Source organism: Aestuariibaculum sediminum, from assembly GCF_014596945.1.
Taxonomy (GTDB): Bacteria; Bacteroidota; Bacteroidia; order Flavobacteriales; family Flavobacteriaceae; genus Aestuariibaculum; species Aestuariibaculum sediminum.
Window position 1 is genome coordinate 12329 of sequence record NZ_JACVXB010000008.1, and the last position, 17207, is coordinate 29535.

At 33.8% G+C, this 17207-nt stretch carries 10 protein-coding genes; 8 read left to right on the forward strand and 2 right to left on the reverse strand.

The window, feature by feature from the left end:
* Together ICJ83_RS14685 and ICJ83_RS14690 are read left to right on the forward strand one after the other, a co-directional pair.
* Positions 1 to 416: TlpA family protein disulfide reductase (locus tag ICJ83_RS14685; protein WP_188231165.1), on the forward strand; the 416-nt coding region annotated here is incomplete at its 5' end.
* 336 nt (positions 417 to 752) lie between these two features.
* Positions 753 to 1817, forward strand: coding sequence for an NADH:flavin oxidoreductase/NADH oxidase (locus ICJ83_RS14690; RefSeq protein ID WP_188231166.1), 1065 nt, complete (start codon positions 753 to 755; stop codon positions 1815 to 1817).
* A 389-nt stretch (positions 1818 to 2206) separates the two neighbouring features.
* On the opposite strand, the gene ICJ83_RS14700 is transcribed toward ICJ83_RS14690, so the two are convergent.
* Entirely contained in the window at positions 2207 to 2803 is a 597-nt protein-coding gene (locus ICJ83_RS14700; protein WP_188231167.1) for an RNA polymerase sigma-70 factor, read from the reverse strand.
* Between the two features lie 136 nt (positions 2804 to 2939).
* Between ICJ83_RS14700 and ICJ83_RS14705 the strand changes: the two genes are divergently transcribed.
* The 6 genes from ICJ83_RS14705 (at position 2940) to ICJ83_RS14730 (ending at position 12803) form a co-directional block, all read left to right on the forward strand.
* Complete coding sequence (locus tag ICJ83_RS14705; RefSeq protein ID WP_188231168.1) at positions 2940 to 4091, forward strand: FecR family protein; 1152 nt, start codon at positions 2940 to 2942, stop codon at positions 4089 to 4091.
* A 157-nt stretch (positions 4092 to 4248) separates the two neighbouring features.
* Entirely contained in the window at positions 4249 to 7644 is a 3396-nt protein-coding gene (locus ICJ83_RS14710; RefSeq protein WP_188231169.1) for a SusC/RagA family TonB-linked outer membrane protein, read from the forward strand.
* A 44-nt stretch (positions 7645 to 7688) separates the two neighbouring features.
* Positions 7689 to 9194, forward strand: coding sequence for a RagB/SusD family nutrient uptake outer membrane protein (locus ICJ83_RS14715; protein ID WP_188231170.1), 1506 nt, complete (start codon positions 7689 to 7691; stop codon positions 9192 to 9194).
* Positions 9195 to 9584: 390 nt separating this feature from the next.
* Positions 9585 to 10787: a TlpA disulfide reductase family protein gene (locus ICJ83_RS14720; RefSeq protein ID WP_188231171.1), complete on the forward strand. Its 1203-nt coding sequence runs from the start codon at positions 9585 to 9587 to the stop codon at positions 10785 to 10787.
* Positions 10788 to 10794: 7 nt separating this feature from the next.
* Entirely contained in the window at positions 10795 to 12291 is a 1497-nt protein-coding gene (locus tag ICJ83_RS14725; RefSeq protein ID WP_188231172.1) for a hypothetical protein, read from the forward strand.
* An 8-nt stretch (positions 12292 to 12299) separates the two neighbouring features.
* Positions 12300 to 12803 (forward strand): protein-disulfide reductase DsbD domain-containing protein, encoded by a 504-nt coding sequence (locus ICJ83_RS14730; RefSeq protein ID WP_188231173.1) that lies wholly within the window; start codon positions 12300 to 12302, stop codon positions 12801 to 12803.
* Positions 12804 to 13083: 280 nt separating this feature from the next.
* Here the strand turns inward: ICJ83_RS14730 and ICJ83_RS14735 are convergent, their stop codons facing one another.
* The gene (locus tag ICJ83_RS14735) at positions 13084 to 17124 is read right to left on the reverse strand and encodes a pectinesterase family protein (protein ID WP_188231174.1); all 4041 of its coding nucleotides are present in this window, start codon (positions 17122 to 17124) and stop codon (positions 13084 to 13086) included.
* Positions 17125 to 17207 lie beyond the last annotated feature (83 nt).

A 17207-nucleotide genomic window follows, 5' to 3' on the forward strand; every position in this document is an offset into this window, starting at 1 on the left:
CTTTAAAACTGGCTGATTTCAAAGGGAAATATTTACTTATAGATTTTTGGGCATCGTGGTGTGTTCCTTGTAGAAAAGGGAATCCGCATTTAATTAGTTTATATCACAAATATCATTCTAAAGGATTAGAAATTCTTGGCGTGTCTGATGATGATAGAGCACATGACAAATGGAAAAATGCAGTAGAAAAAGATGGAATAGGTATTTGGCACCATGTTTTAAGAGGTTTAGAATATAAAGAAGGGACTTACCAACGTATAAACAAAGACAAGGATATAAGTGATGCTTATAATATTCATTCGTTGCCAACCAAAATACTTGTAGACCCTAATGGGGTAATTGTTGGACGTTATGGTGGCGGTGGCGGCACTGATGACGATATGGATAAAGATTTAGCAGAAATTTTTAATCAATAGATAAAAAATGAAAACAGAAACCAGAAGTTAGAGAAATGGTTGATGGAAAATGAATTTTGAACCAGCCAAATACCTTTGCTGTGGTTTATATTAAGCAGTTTGAAGGGAAAAATCCAATTGCAAGAAAATATAAAGATAGGATAACTACTAAGGATTAGATTGAATGGATTATTATGTCCGCTTTGCATGGCTCTCGGTTACCATACGATCCACCTAATAAAGAAGCCGAATTGTATAAAACTAAAGTAGAACTTGATTTGCTAAATAAGCTAGAAAAAAACAAGACTGTCAATTCAATTTGGTTTAGTATTTTTATTTTATCAAATTGAATAGATTATGACAAAATTGTTTAGTCCTTTAAAAATAAAGGGAATTACTTTAAAAAATAGAATAGGGGTTTCTCCCATGTGTCAATATACTTCTATTGATGGTTTTGCAAACCAATGGCATCTTGTGCATTTGGGTAGTAGAGCTGTAGGAGGTGCTTCGCTAATTATAGCCGAAGCTACAGCGGTTTCTCCAGAAGGTCGAATTTCTCCTAAAGATTTAGGAATCTGGAAAGATGAGCATATTGAAAAGTTATCAGAGATAACAGCTTTTATTAAAGAAAATGGTAGTGTGGCAGGTATTCAATTGGCACATTCAGGAAGAAAGGGAAGTACCATGGCACCAACCGAAGGATATGGCACTGTAAATATTGAGTCAGGTGGTTGGAATCCTGTGGCACCATCCCCTTTACCTTATTCTGAAAACTATCCTCAACCTATTGCGTTATCTGTTGAAGGAATTAAAAAAGTTGTCGATGATTTTAAAATGGCAACAAAAAGAGCTTTACAAAGCGGATTTGAAATTATAGAGATTCATGCTTCACATGGGTATTTATTGCATCAGTTTCTGTCTCCTTTAAGTAACCAAAGGAAAGATAATTATGGCGGAAGCTTTGAAAATCGTATTAAATTATTACTTGAAGTAGTAAATGCAGTAAAATCTGTACTTCCAGAAGAATCCCCTTTATTTGTTAGAATTCCGGCAACAGATTGGGTTAATGGTGGATGGGAAACTAATGATGCAATAAGACTAACATCTATATTAAAAAAAGAAGGTGTTGATGTGGTAGATGTTACAACAGGAGGATTAAGTAACGAACAAAAAATACCTGTTGGACCAGGATATCAAACACCTTTTGCTTCTAAAATTAAAAAGGAAACAGGTATGCTAACAGCTACTGTTGGAATGATTACTAATGCTGCACAAGCAGAATATATTTTAGTCAATGAAGACGCAGATATAATTTTGTTAGCTAGAGAATTTTTAAGGAATCCTTATTTTCCTCTAACAGCAGCTTCAGAGCTGGGAGAAGATATTACCTGGCCCGCACAGTACAACAGAGCTAAATTGTAATTTTAGATAAGTTTTGTAACTTACTTCCAAAAGCCTTTATGAGGTACTCTATTAGATTGTTTTTTGTCATTATTTTTAGTCAACAATTTTATGCTGCAAACCCCAACAGTTTGTTTTCCGAATATATGGTTATCGAGCTGGACTTGCAACAAAAACTGTATAAATAGTTGAATGACTGTACTGCAAAAAACGGAAATAGAGTACCTCTTGCGGCGGGAAAAATTGAGTATAGCTTAATTTATAGTAAACCCTTATTTAATAATATTTTATATAAAGAATTGGGCTGGTTCCTTATGTCCACTGTAGGTGGTTCATGGTTTCTGTCCCTATCCACATAATAACTATTTAAAGTTAATATTATTTTTTACGCTTTTTTAAAACGTTCGGGCTTAAGGGAGGCTTACCTTTCTTTTATTCAGAAAACTTAAAAACAAATTAAAAACATCTTTATCCTTTAAATTTTTTCTCAGAATTTTATAGGCTTTTCCGATTTGGTTTTCGACTGTATTTTTCGAAATATTTAATTTTTCTGCTATTTGACTGTATTTTAGGTTTTTAAATTTACAAAGCATAAAAATCTCTTTACATCTTAGCGGAAGCTCATCAATTTCTTCTTTAAGTAGACTGATTTTTTTATTTAAAATGTCGTTATCTTCTTCAATAATATCTCTTAGTAATTTATATCTCAATTCTTCTAAATTTTTATTTAAGGTGTTTTCTTTCCTGATTAAATCTAAAAAAGCATGGTAAACAGATGTCATTAGGTAGCTTTTAATATTGCCCTTAAAATTGATATAATTTTTAGATTCCCAAAATTTCAAAAGAACGTCTTGTACTATATCTTCAGCTTTTTGAGTGTCGTTAGTATAATTACAAGCAAACGCACATAAATCCTGATAATATTTCAAATAAATATCATCGAAATTTTCCTCTACATTTGTTGTAAAATTATCGGAGTATTTTTTATTTGTAAGAGAATTGTTCAAATAAATTCTAGTTTTATTGATAATAATACAAAAGAAATAAAAATAATAAAACAGTAGTGGTTTTTTTAAAATAATCCGTTCTATATATAAAAACAATTGCTAGAAAAGAAAAAATAAATCCTTGTTTATAATAAAAATGAAAAAGATAATTGCAAAATATATCAATAATGAAGCTTCTAAAGAAGACTGTGACCTTTTAGAAGAATGGTTAAAGGATGATAATAATAAAAGGAAGTTTAAAGAGTATTTAAGAATTAACTATCTCACAAAGGCGGATTATGAATTTAAAGGCCTGACCAGCCAGAATGATTCAAGATTGGAAGAATCTGATGTTAAAGTTTTCAATATTAATTATAAAACGTTTTTTAAATATGCTGCGGCAGCATGTATTATTGCGTTTGTTAGTTATGGATTATTTACAAATCAATTTGATTTTAATCAAAAGAAAAACAATATAGCAAACCAGGAGCGTGTAATTTCTCCAGGTACGAACAAAGCTACTTTAACTTTACAGGATGGTACAGAAGTTTATCTGGATAAGGAAAATGCATATGAAAACTCCTATGTTAAAGGGAGTGAAAAGGAATTAGTTTATCAAAGTGCGGTTACCGAAAAGAATGATGTAATCCAATATAATTATTTAACCATTCCGCGTGGTGGTCAATTTAGTTTAGTGTTATCAGATGGAACGAAAGTTTGGTTAAATTCAGATTCTAAATTAAAGTATCCCGTTAAGTTTATTAAGGGAGAGTCAAGACAGGTTGAACTTGTGTATGGAGAAGCCTATTTTGATGTAACCCATAGTTCTGATCATGGAGGAGCAGATTTTAAAGTTTATACAGAGGGGCAAGAAGTTGAAGTACTAGGGACAGAATTTAATGTAAAAGCTTATCCAGAAGAAGCTAATATTTATACAACATTGTTGGAAGGATCTGTTGCTCTTCATACTATGAATGAAAAACATGAAACGCTTCTTCCTGGACAACAATCGATTTTAAATAAATCAACCCATAGTATTTTGGTGTCTAATGTAGAAACCTTTTACGAAGTTGCCTGGAAAAAGGGCGTATTTAGCTTTAAAAATAAATCTTTAATAGATATAATGCAAGTACTTTCCAGATGGTATGATGTTGACGTTGTCTTTCAGGATAAAAATTTAGAAAAAGTACTGTTTACGGGACAAATTAGTAAGGATCAAGATATTGATAATATTTTATCCTTAATACAGAATACAAATTTTATACATGCCTATGAAATTGAAAACAATAAAATCATTTTAAAAAACTAAAAAGGGAATAAAGGTTTCGCTCGCCAAAGTAAAAGCCTTTATCCCTTGTGAGTATTAATCAATTAATAAAAATTAACTAACAACAACAAACAAATTTATGGAAATTAATTTAACTAAGGCTTTTTACCTTTTCAGGAAGAAGCTTATTAAAATTGCTATGAAAACTTTTGTCTTTTTATTATGTACAACTATGTTTGGTTTAACACCAGATGCTATTCTATCACAGAATGCTAAAATAATGGTTGAATCAAATAGGAAACTAACCGTCGATGAAGTTTTCGAATTAATCATGAGTCAAACGGATTACACTTTCGTGTACCAATCCGATATGTTTAAAGGCTATCCTGAAATCAGCCTGAAAAGAGGGATAATAGGTGCGAACGATTTATTGAATTTAAGTTTAAATCAAGACGAGTTTGAATTTTCTTTTCAAGATAGTAATACCATCCTTATTAAAAAGCTCATTCAAAATCAACAAGAATTTACTTTAACAGGAAGAGTTACCGATATAAACGGTGTGCCTTTACCTGGGGTAACAGTATATGTAACGAATCATGATTTTAAAGGTAAAATTGAGAAAGATTTTATCATAAGAGGAACGAGTACAGATTTTGATGGACAATACTCTGTAAGAGCAGAAGTAGGAAATACATTGGTAGCTTCTTTTATAGGTTACGAAATGTATTCTGAAAAAATAGTAGAAGAAAAATCGATTTTCAATATTATACTTAAAGAACAAATTAGTGCTTTAGAAGAAGTTCTTGTGGTAGGATACGGTACAACTAAAAAGAAAGATTTAACGGGGTCTGTGGGGTCTGTTGATTCAGAAGATATTCAACAAATAAAAACTCAAACTATCGATCAAGCGCTCGTTGGTAAGGTAGCTGGTGTTTTTGTACAAAATAGAGGAGGTCAGCCTGGCGCTGGTGCTTTTGTGCAAATTCGTGGGTTAAGTCAAATACGCGGAGATAATCAACCTCTTTATGTTGTTGATGGTGTCCCTATTAACATTACACCAAATACTGAAACCTTGGGTTTAATAAATTATGGGGCTAGAGAAAACCCATTGCTATCTATAAACCCAGAGGATGTAGAGCGTGTAGATATATTAAAAGATGCTTCGGCAGCGGCTATTTATGGTTCGCGTGCAGCTAATGGAGTTGTTATTGTAACCACAAAACGAGGAAAGCAAAATCAGGCTCCGAGATTTTCTTTTAACGCAAGTACAACCATTCAAAACCCGGTCGATACTTACGACTATTTAAGTACTTCAGAATATATAGATGTGGCCAAAGCAAATGCTCAAAGCGTGCTAGATCAATATCCACCAGTTTATTGGCCTTTATATTTTCCAAATGAATATGCCATGGTAAATGATCCGGATAATTATTTTGGATCAGCAGATACCGATTGGCAGGATTTAATTACCAATAAGAATGCTTTATGGACACAGTATAGTTTTAATGTTGGTGGAGGATCTGAAAAGGTAAATTATTTTACTTCTTTTGGCGTTTCAGATCAAGATGGTGTGATGATTGAAAATAATTTTAAACGCTACAGTTACAGTGCAAATATAGATGCTAATGTAACAGATAACTTTAAAGTTGGTACCTCTATTAACTATAATTATTCGGTAAATAAAAACAAAGGATTTGGTTCATTGGGCCTTGGTGAATTCAGGCCAGACCTGACACCATATAACGAAGATGGTACTTATGCCACCTTTGATGGGATGTATGGAGAACAGTATACACTTTTAGGTGATGGTATGCAAACCCGTTATAAAGCTGTTGCAAAAAATTTATTAGGAACCGTTTATGGAGAAGTTAAAATTTTAGAAGGATTAAAATTTCGTTCTCAAATTAATATTAGACAAAGTCAAGATAGAACAGACCGATTTTTAACTTCAAAATCTACAAACGCTTTATTCGAAGGTTTATATTATGCTAGACCAGGTGCCAATTTAGAAGTTCAAACCAATAATGGTTGGTCTACCACCTTTACTAATACACTAAATTATAATAAAAGTTTTGGGGATCATACTATTGACGCTGTTGCAGGTATATCTTGGGATCGTAATCGATATGATGCAGAATCTCAAAGTTATCGTGGTTTTCCTGATGATAATATTTTAACAAATATTGGTTCGGCTAGTTTTATTGATGAAGCTAGTAGTGAGCATTTACAACAAGGTTTAAACTCATTGTTTGGTAGAGTAAACTATAATTATAAAAACAGATATTTAGCGACGTTTACTGCACGTCGAGATGGATCAACAAAATTTGGACCAGATAACCAATTTGGTTTTTTCCCTTCAGGAGCTTTAGCATGGAATGTTCATAATGAAAGTTTTTTTAATGTAGAATCCATAAATCAGTTAAAGTTAAGAGCTTCAATGGGACGTGTAGGATCAGATAACTTACCTTCATTTACCTATTTAGCGTATTATCAGTCTCTGGAAAATAACGATTCTTTTTATGATGGACAAAATGGTATTGCTGTTACAGGTGTTCCAAATACTGGTATTCGTTGGGAAGAGACCGATCAGTTAGATTTAGGATTAGAATTTGGGTTGTTTGGGAGCCGATTAAATGGAGAAATTGTGTATTACGAGAAGAATACATCAGGAATCATTTTATTTACCCAGATACCTTCAGAAACAGGTGCTACATCTTGGGATACTAACGTAGCAGATGTTTCCAATAAAGGTTGGGAATTTACCATTGGGGGAGATATTTTTAGAGGTGAAAATCTGCGTTGGAATTCTTCGATCAATTTATCAACAGTTAAAAATAATGTAGATCATTTATATGGCGCAAATACAGGATTCCAAACAGGGATTATTGAAGGAGAGCCTATTGGTGTTATTACAGGTTATGATGTGATTAAAATAGCGCAAACTCAAGAGGAAATAGATGAACTTAATACAGCTGCTGGAGGAATGTATCAGTCGACTTTAACACAGCCAGGCGATTATATTTTTAAAGATATTACAGGAGATGGAATAGTTAATACTAGAGATAGAGACCCTATAGGTGACCCTAATCCAGATTTCTTTGGAGGATGGAATAATCAATTAACTTATAAAAACTGGGATTTTACAATGAACTGGACTTTTGTTGAAGGGGCAGAAAGATCATATCAGCCTATTTCAAATTTGTATTTTATGGCGCCAAATTCTAATCTTACAACTTTAGTTAATGATACTTGGGCTCCAGATAATACTAATGCATCTTATGCAAGGCTCGGTTCCAGAACACATGGATTTACACCAACATCAAGATCTGTAGTTGATGCTTCTTACATTAAATTACGTTCAGCATCTGTAGCCTATAATTTGCCGAAACAGTGGTTTGGTAAGTTAGGAGTAACTAATACTAAGTTAACTTTAAGTGGTAATAATTTAATTATAATTTCAAATTATCCTGGGCTTGACCCAGAAGATGTTGTAAACTTTGGATTTGCCAACAGGTCAACAAATTTTAATGCTGATAATGGTAGGTCATATCCTAATACAAGAACGTTTACATTCTCTTTAAATGTTACATTCTAAAGAAATAAAGTTGGACTTAAGTAAATTAAAAAATGATTAAAAGAATGAGAAATTTAACAATATATAAGTACACGGCCTGTTTAACTTTAGCCATTATGGTGAACTCCTGCCAATTAACAGAGGAATTAGATGACTATAAACCATTGTATGCTTTAGAAGCCGAAACAGCTATTAATACACAAGAAACAGCAGAATTGGCATTAGTTGGTGCTTATTCAGCATTTAGACAAGGTTCACAAGGAGGGTTTCCAGAAATGTTTTTAACGCCAGATATACTTAGCGGTTATAGTACAGCTGGAGCTTCTTCTGCAAGTAGGCCTGAAGAACAAGGCTGGGTTCAAAATAACCCTTTGGCAACAGGCGCATCAACAACCCAATCAATTTATACAGCATTATATGATTTAGTTAATAGAACCAATTGGTTGATTAATGCGGTTGACAAATTAGAACCAAATGTTTTTGAGCCTTCAAGTAGAAAGTCAGAAATTTTGGGTGAAGCTAAAATTTTAAGAGCTTTAGGACATTTTTATTTACTTAGAAATTTTGGACAGTTTTATAATGTCAATTCAGAATACGGAATTAATTTAAGATTAGAACCGGTAAGATCAGATGAAGCATTTCCAAGAAATACAGTTCAAGAAACCTATACTTCTATTCTTGAAGATTTAGATGTGGGTATTGCAGAAGGGCCTGATTTAAGAACTAAAAAATATACAAACAGTACATTTGCAAAGGCCTTAAAGGCAAAGGTGTTATTGTATATGGGAGCGTATGGCCAGGCAGCAAATTTAGCGCAAGACATAATTGATGGTGCTAATACAAACTTTATGTTAGAGCCAACCTACGGAGCTATTTTTGACGATCATGATTCGCCAGCGATTTTTCAAAGTTCTGAAATTTTATTTGGAACGGCAGGCGAGCCTGCGGCTGGTACAGGCATTGGAAATTTTTACAGTGGCTTTGCGATTACCATTACACAAAACTATTTAGATGCTATTTCAGAGACATTTGAGGTAGATGGTCAAATGATAGATATTGATGGTGAGAATAGGGGGAAAGCAATAATATTTGATAATGTTTCTTTTGGAGGTTTTTATTCAACTAAATATACAACTTATTTTACTTCAGGTGACTATGAGATGATTTACCACATGCGTATGGCTGAAGTGTATTTAATTTTGGCAGAAGCCAGCGCCAGAGCAAATAATATGGTTACAACAGAAGCTCTAAATGCTTTAAACGAAATTCGTTTAAGAGCGGGAGCAACCACTACAGGAGGTGACGGTTTTGAAACCTACCCAAACACTATTAGTTTAGACCAGTTTTTAACTGCCGTACGCTATGAGAAATTAGCAGAGATATACCAAGAAGGTGGTGAAAACTGGTATGATTTAATACGTTATGATTATGCAGATGGATTTGGTACAGGTTTTCAAGTATCAGATGTTAAACCGACCGCTACAGATTCAGATAAGTTTATCTTACCAATTCCAACTGAGTCAATTGATGCAGGAGGTAATGTGGTAGATCAGAACCCAGGATATAATTAATATTCAGATAAAAGCAACCTAACAAAAATTTGTTAGGTTGTTTTTCTAAATATTATAAAATCAATCAAAAAAACATAAAAATTCACTTTTCATATTAAGTTTCTTTTTGTTTAGGAGAGGCTATAAATGATCCCCATTTTGTTAAATAAAAGTTTATTCGAATCAGAATTTATGGAACTCGAAAATTACCAACTTGTTTAATAAAAACTGAGACCCAATTTTCAAGATTTAATGTCTGTACCTTGTTATTTTACGAGTTTGTTTTGCATATCCCTGTGGTTATCGAAAATAAAAAAGGTAATCAATAAGCTGTTCTAAATAAAAGACATGCTACAGTATTAAATCGTATTAAAAAGACATTTGAAATTAAATAATAAAACGAAATCAATAATGAAAAAAGTATTAATCATAGTTGCCGTATGTTTAACCGCATTGGCATGTAAACAAGAAAAGCCTTTGGCAGAGGGTACGTATAGAATAAATGGAACGATATCTGGATTGGAAAATGGTGAAATTTATTTAATGAATCGTGATTTAGATACCATTAAAGTTAAAAATGGAGCATTCATCATTGAGAATACTATTGAAAATGGCGTAAAGCTTATACACATATCAAAGACCTCCAATAAAGGAGCAAAGCAAGGAGAATTCGTTTCAATATTTGTAGAGCCAACAAAAATGACTTTAAATATTGATTATGAAGACTTTTCAGAGGCTAAATTGTCAGGTTCTAAAACCCAAGACGATCAGTACAGGTTACAAGCCATTTTAGACAAAATCTCTGAAGACTATAAAGAAGAGAAGAATCATGCTGACGCAGTAAGAAAAAAATACCATGAGGCGTTCAAGGCAGGTGCAAGTGATGAAGAATTGGAAGCTATTAAATATGAGGATGATGAAGCAAGAGGAAAACTCGCGTCAATGTGGGAAAAGCAAAGTGAGGCTACTTTACAATTTATTAAGGATAATCCGAAATCCTATGTCAGCTTTCATTCATTTTTATTTCAAATAAATAAACTAAAATATGCCGAGGCTAAAGCTATTTTAGATCAGCTTAATCCAGAGTACTTAAAAACCGACTTAGGAAAAGATATTCGTCAAGAAGTAGACAATTTACAAAAGGGAATACCCGGAGCTAAAGCAGCGAATTTCGAAACGGTAGATATTAATGGAGACTCTTTAAAACTGGCTGATTTCAAAGGGAAATATTTACTTATAGATTTTTGGGCATCGTGGTGTGTTCCTTGTAGAAAAGGGAATCCGCATTTAATTAGTTTATATCACAAATATCATTCTAAAGGATTAGAAATTCTTGGCGTGTCTGATGATGATAGAGCACATGACAAATGGAAAAATGCAGTAGAAAAAGATGGAATAGGTATTTGGCACCATGTTTTAAGAGGTTTAGAATATAAAGAAGGGACTTACCAACGTATAAACAAAGACAAGGATATAAGTGATGCTTATAATATTCATTCGTTACCAACCAAAATACTTGTAGACCCTAACGGGGTAATTGTTGGACGTTATGGTGGCGGTGGCGGCACTGATGACGATATGGATAAAGATTTAGCAGAGATTTTTAATCAATAGATAAAAAATGAAGACAAAATCAAAATTTCTAACAATAGCATTGCTGCTATTTACAATGATAAGCTTTGGGCAAAAAAAACAAGATGTGAGTGTACTGTATGTAGGTTTTGATCCAAAAACACCAATTCCTGAAGAACTATTGGGAGGTTTGGGTATAGCTAGCATGACCCCAGAGCGATTTAAGGACGATTATAAAACCCGATTTCCTGAGTTTAAAAGTTATCTTGAAACTTATTTTAGAAAAGTAAAAACTGTTGATGCCAGAGTGTATAAAGTAGAAATGTCAGCTCATTTTGATGTTACAATTTTTGATCAGGCTATTAAACCATGGAAACCTCAGGTAAGAGAAATGGTTGATGGTAAAATGAATTTTGAACCAGCCAAATACCTTACTGAGGATTTTGATCATGCCACCATTTTTATAGGCCATACGGCTCCGCTAATGGGCCAGAGTATTGGGTCTAAATTAGACTGGTTGTGTTTGTGCTTAGATGCCGATGCGCATCACATAAAGACAGAGCATCCTATTTTTAAAGGGCCTTTTCCAGTTGAATTGACTCTTAAAAAGAAAGCTACCCCAGAAGGGATTTTTCTTTATCCATCAGGAAAAGATGTGCCGAAAGAAATTCCTATGTGGCGTGTACAAAAGGAGGGGTATCTAGAAGGAAAAGGTTACAGGGTAGGCATGGTGTCACGTGGTGACGGTTTTTTAGACTCTCCAGATGCTGAATATATATCTAGTGGGGTTAATACTAAAGACGTTGGAGCTGTTGCTATCGGGCGTCATGGTAATTTCTTTATGTGGGGCTTTTCAGGGTCACCAGATTATATGACTGATGAAGCGAAACAGGTATTTGCAAATGCTGTGGTTTATATGAAGCAGTTTAAAGGGAAAAAGCCAATCGCAAGAAAATATAATGATAGGATATCTACTAAGGACAGGATTGATTTGATTGTTGGAAGTTTGACGGATGATTCTTATTCAAATTATAAAGTTTACATAGAAAAGAATAATGAAAAATCAGCAAAGTATTTTTCCGATTTGAAAAGCAAAAAGCAAAATGGAGAAACACTTACCGATAGCGAAGAGCAGATGTTGCAAGTAACGCCTAAACCCATGGGCATTCCATCAAAGGAAGAGTTCTTTCAACAAGTGTCAGGTTCATTTTTTGAACCAAAATATGAAAATAATATTCAGGAGCTTATAGATTATTTAGAAGCGAATAGAAAATATATGTATTCTGATCCAGATGGATTTCATTCCCTAAAAATCGATGAGGATTTAAAGAAAATAGGAGTCGGAAATGATTCCTTAGATTTTTTTGAAGTTATTATTCCATTGCTAAAGGATGCTGAAAAGATGGAAATAGCAAAACGAGTATTGTTACGTTATACAGGCATGGAAAAATCTCATAAAGAATGGCGTAAATGGTATAAAACCAACAATGATAAACTGTTTTTTACAGAATCAGGTGGCTATAAATGGATGATAAATAACAGATAATAGAAGTTATGCGACGTTTAGTATTCTATATGCTACTCCTTTGCTACAGTAGTGTTACGGCTCAAATTGAGTTAGACAAGGATTTTAAGTTAGCTGTTGAAAAAGCATCAAAAGAACTCGAGGTAAAAAGGCCAGAAACTACAGATCCTGTTAAGGTTAATGCAAATGTAGTTTGGAACGAATCGAAAGATCAGCTAGCTGTTATTGTTAAAGCCTCCATTTTAAGGGGCTGGCATATATATGCATTTGTTCCTGAAAATCAACCTTATATTGAGTTTAATACGGTTTTAAATAATATTGAGGGTTTAGAACCGATAACATCATGGAAAAACCCACCCCCATTACCTTACGAACAGGGTATTTATATTTATGAGGGAGATTTAATATTTACAAGGTATTTTAATTTGAAAGAAAGGTCTAAGAAGCCTATAGAAGCTGGGTTGTTTTATCAAACTTGTAATATTAATCAGTGTTTGCGTCCCAATCAAAAGACAATAAATATTACACTTTAAAATTAGATAATAACAAAGTGAAATAAATTGATGTAGATGTTTGCTAATTAAGCATAAATGAGATTGTTAGAAATAATGAATTGATCTTATACTTAAGAGACTTTTGTTAAAAATATAACTGATATATTGTATGGTTAAAAAATTTAAAATAAAGATGTTAAATGTAGGTTTTAATCAGTGGATTTAAACAATCAGAAAGGATTAGGTGTCTCGGTTAACACACTAAAAAAAGCCAGCTATAATAAAGTTATAACTGGCTTTTAGATTGTTAACAATGTATTTAGTTTTTAACGATTTTGGATGTTTGTGACCCTTTTTCTGAATCAACTTTTAACAAATATACACCCGAAGGTATTTTAGACATATTAATTATCGTTTTCGTGTTTTTTACTTCCATTTTACTAATAATTAATCTTCCATCTAGTGCAAAAAGAGACATTGTTGTTTTTGCACTCAAAGAAGGTATAGATATAAAAATAACATCATTCACGGGGTTTGGAAAAACTTTAACTCCTAATGATTTATTTTCTTTAACCCCTAAACTGCTAATATCTACTTGATTAGAAGCTTTTCCTAAGCCTCCCATGGCATTAGCAGCTCTCACAGTGTAAATGCCTGTTGTGTTACCCGCGATATCATAACTATTTGTTATTACAAAATCGACAAAAACATTGTCTTTGAAAACAGCCCAGCCTAAAACATAATTATCATCATCCCAGTTAATAGTAGATCCTGATTTTGAAACAATAGGTGTTAATGCTTGCTCAGTGTACAAGGTTGGTTGCCAGCTATCAGTGCCACCTAAAACGTTTGGAATTGTATATTGAGAAGCTTCCGCTTCATTTAAGGTAGGGTCTAATGTAACAGAGGTAGCATCTTTTGTATAATCAGTTCTTCTCTGACTTAAATCCACCTCAATTCCTGAAGATGTTAAGCTTTTATATTCAGCAAAACGATATGGTACAACATTCATTGGATCTCCCCAAGCTCCTGCAGTAGGTAATTTATTCATTATCGTATTTATATAAACTACTTTAGGTGCATTATTCCAAGGCCTTCCTAATCCAAAAATGCCATCTTGTTGTGCGTCACCATCAATAGTACAGTTGCTAAATACATAACCCCAATCTGAACTGGTAGCTGCTGCGGTAACAATGCCTCCACCACCAGAAGCTCTGTTTTCCATATACAGTAGGCATTCATTAAAGAAAATATCGCCATTTCCAAAAATATAATCTACGGTACCGTGAATCTCTCCATTTTCCCAATACGTTCTTCCGGCTCCGGTATAATAGGTGTCTTGATTACTTAATAATCTAACATTTTTGAATATGTTTTTATCACCTTGATGACGTAAAGCCACGGCACGTTTTTCAGGTATTCCTAAGCGATAGTCCATTTTATTAAGCAAAGTAAGGTCTTGCATATAAATGTTATCTGCATTAGATGTAAAATTAATTGTTGGTGTTTTATCTATTCCTTCTTGAGCTTGAGTTGGATTGTTAAAAAGTGTTACACCTTCAGTACTTTGCCCGATTAGTGAAATATTAGGTAGACTAATAAATGTTTGTTGTGTTGCATCTCCTGTGGTATTTCCTAAGTCATATTCTCCATTCGGGAAGAAAATATAAAATCTATTACCACTATTTTTTGCGGCATCTGCAGCTGCTAAAGCTGCTGCAAAATCACCATCAACGCCCACTATAAAGTCATAAGCTTTTTTAGTTACTGTTGGTTTGTTAAGTGTGGTAAACGAAATTGAAATAGCATCTGTTAACGTATTATCCGCTAAATCTGAAATTACGTTACCTGCTAAATTAAAGGTGTAAGTTGTGTTATATTCTAAGCTGGAATAGTTAAACGATATGGATTTTCCAAATACTACAGGTGTTAGATTTTGTCCATTAAGAGAGGCAGTTGTATTATCAGCAATTTTAACGCGCTCATCAAAATTTAATACCACTTTTCCTGTTGCCGAGGCCCCTGTGGCATTGTTGGCAGGAACAGAACTGCTAAGAACAGGTGCTGTACCATCATCAAATACACTTTCTGTACCGTAAACATATATGTTAGATATGGAAGTACCATCGTTACCACTTCCAAGAATAGATGATGTGTAATCTGGAATCCATCTTATATAAACTTCAGTTTGATTGTTAGCATTCGCAGGGAGATTAAAAGAACCATCAACCCATGTATTTAAAGTACTCGTATCGTAAGTGCCTATTTCAATAAAATTAGTACCGTCTATTGAGTACTCACATTTTTGAGTTGCATAGCCAGAATAGCTCGTTAACATTTTAGCTTGAACACTAATGTCTTTATAATCAGAAGCATTAATTTTTAATTGGTAATAGTATTTATCAGCTATCTGAGTCCAGTTAATCCGGCAATATTCACCATACCAAGGTCCACCTGAGTTTACTCTAGCTACATAAGAGAAATTTAATCCTCCAGTAGTAGCTCCAGCGGCATCTCTTAGAACCAAAGTAGTAGCATCGTTAACAACATTCGATGAAAAATCTACAGTAACCACATCGTCATAAAAATCCCATCCAACAATATAGTCGGCTGCATTGTAATTTGCTGTAATAGCTTTATTGGAATCCATAGTAACATTAAGTTCGCTATTGGTTTCTCCTGTTCCCCAATTAGAGAAATTAAGGATAGGGTTACCACTGGCAGTTAAAGTCACATTAGTACCAGCTTCATACATTCGTTTACCATCGATCATGGTTCCAGCAGGATTAATGTCTATCATATATTGGTTAGCACCACCTTCAACGGTAAGATTTAATTCGTATGTAGTTAACTGATTAAAAACAGCAGTATAGCTTACATTATCGGTTACAGTAATTTGTAATGGGTTATCAGTTGAAACCGTAGCACCTAAATCATCCTGCCATTCCACGAATTCATAACCAAAGTTAGCATTAGCTGTTAAGTTAACAACCGTACCATCATCTACAGTAGCGGGATTGTCAGAAATGATTGCGCCGCCTTCAGAAGGGGATACAGCTGTTGTAACTGTATATTGTGCCACATCAGCTATTGTTCCATTTAGGTGGCCCGTAATGGAAATGTTGGCTAGTGCAACTTCTTTACCGCTACCTAGACTGTGGATATAAATTTCTAAAGTAGTTTTACCGCCAAGTGCCGGAATTGATAAGCCAGAAACATCCATGTTAAATGTGTTGGTATCACTGGCTTCGCTTGTTGCATCTCCATCTCTCGCGGGTTTAATACCTGTTCCAATTAATGTTGATGTGCCATTAGATGATTTCCAGTAAACATCTATAACTCCGGTTCCAGTTCCATACCTTTGGCAGTCAAATGATATGTTGGTTGGGGTAAAATCTAAACCTGTAACTGGAGTAAATTCAAAACCAATTAAGTTAGTAACATCAGGACCTGTTGGAGTTGTAGCTCCACTTTCATTTTTAAAAGATGTATAAGTTATTGTAGGATTAGATCCAGATCTTGTTCCATTATATGAATAGTTGCTACCTTTCGATACGTTATCAGGTTTGTAATAACTGGCGTCGGTATAGGTTGCGGTTTGTCCTTCAGTACCCAAATTAAAAGCCCAGTCGATTGTTGAAACCGTGTTTGTTGGTAATGTAGTAGATGTACCACTCACTTTAAAAGAATCTACATAAAAATAATTACCCGTGGCTGCGTCGTCTTTTACACCTATTAATCTTACCAAAACATTGCTCTTGTTTTTGGCAACAATATCTAATTGCGTTGTTTTAAGTTGCCACCAACAACAGTTTCCGGTTGCTTGACCTGCTGATGCCCAGGAGGTTCCTTCGTCAACAGAATAATAAACATAAAGATTATCTGTTACTACATTTTGCGTAGTGTAAGAGAGGTCTAGTTTTATTTGATTGTAACCTGTTGTTGGGAAAGAGAACTGAAAATAATTGGAATGATTGGAAGGATTTGTGAAATCTGCAGGAGATGTAGCACCTTGTATTCTTGCTGAATTGTGATAGGTCGTGGTGCCTTGATATACATTTTTTATTTGACCACCTTGTAATGGAACCATTGTCATTTCATAATCTGTAAGTGTACCTTCAGCAGTATTGGGATAAAAAACATCATTAACACTAACATTGATATCCAGTGCGTCGGCAGCATCTCTTGCTGTTGCATTTGGAGTGTAAATGTAGGGACCAGTGCCACTTTTATCATAATCATAATCAAATGTCCACTCAGCTAGTGTGGTCTGAGCAACCAATTGTAAGCTGGTTGCCAAAAAAACAATAAAAAAAGAGTAAAAAGCCCAATGCTTTTTTAGTTGTAAAGTTGGTTTCATAATTTAATGGTTTAGTTTAATTTAATACTGTTATGATTATTGGAAGATAAAACCTCCTAGATGTTATAGATTGCATATTCATA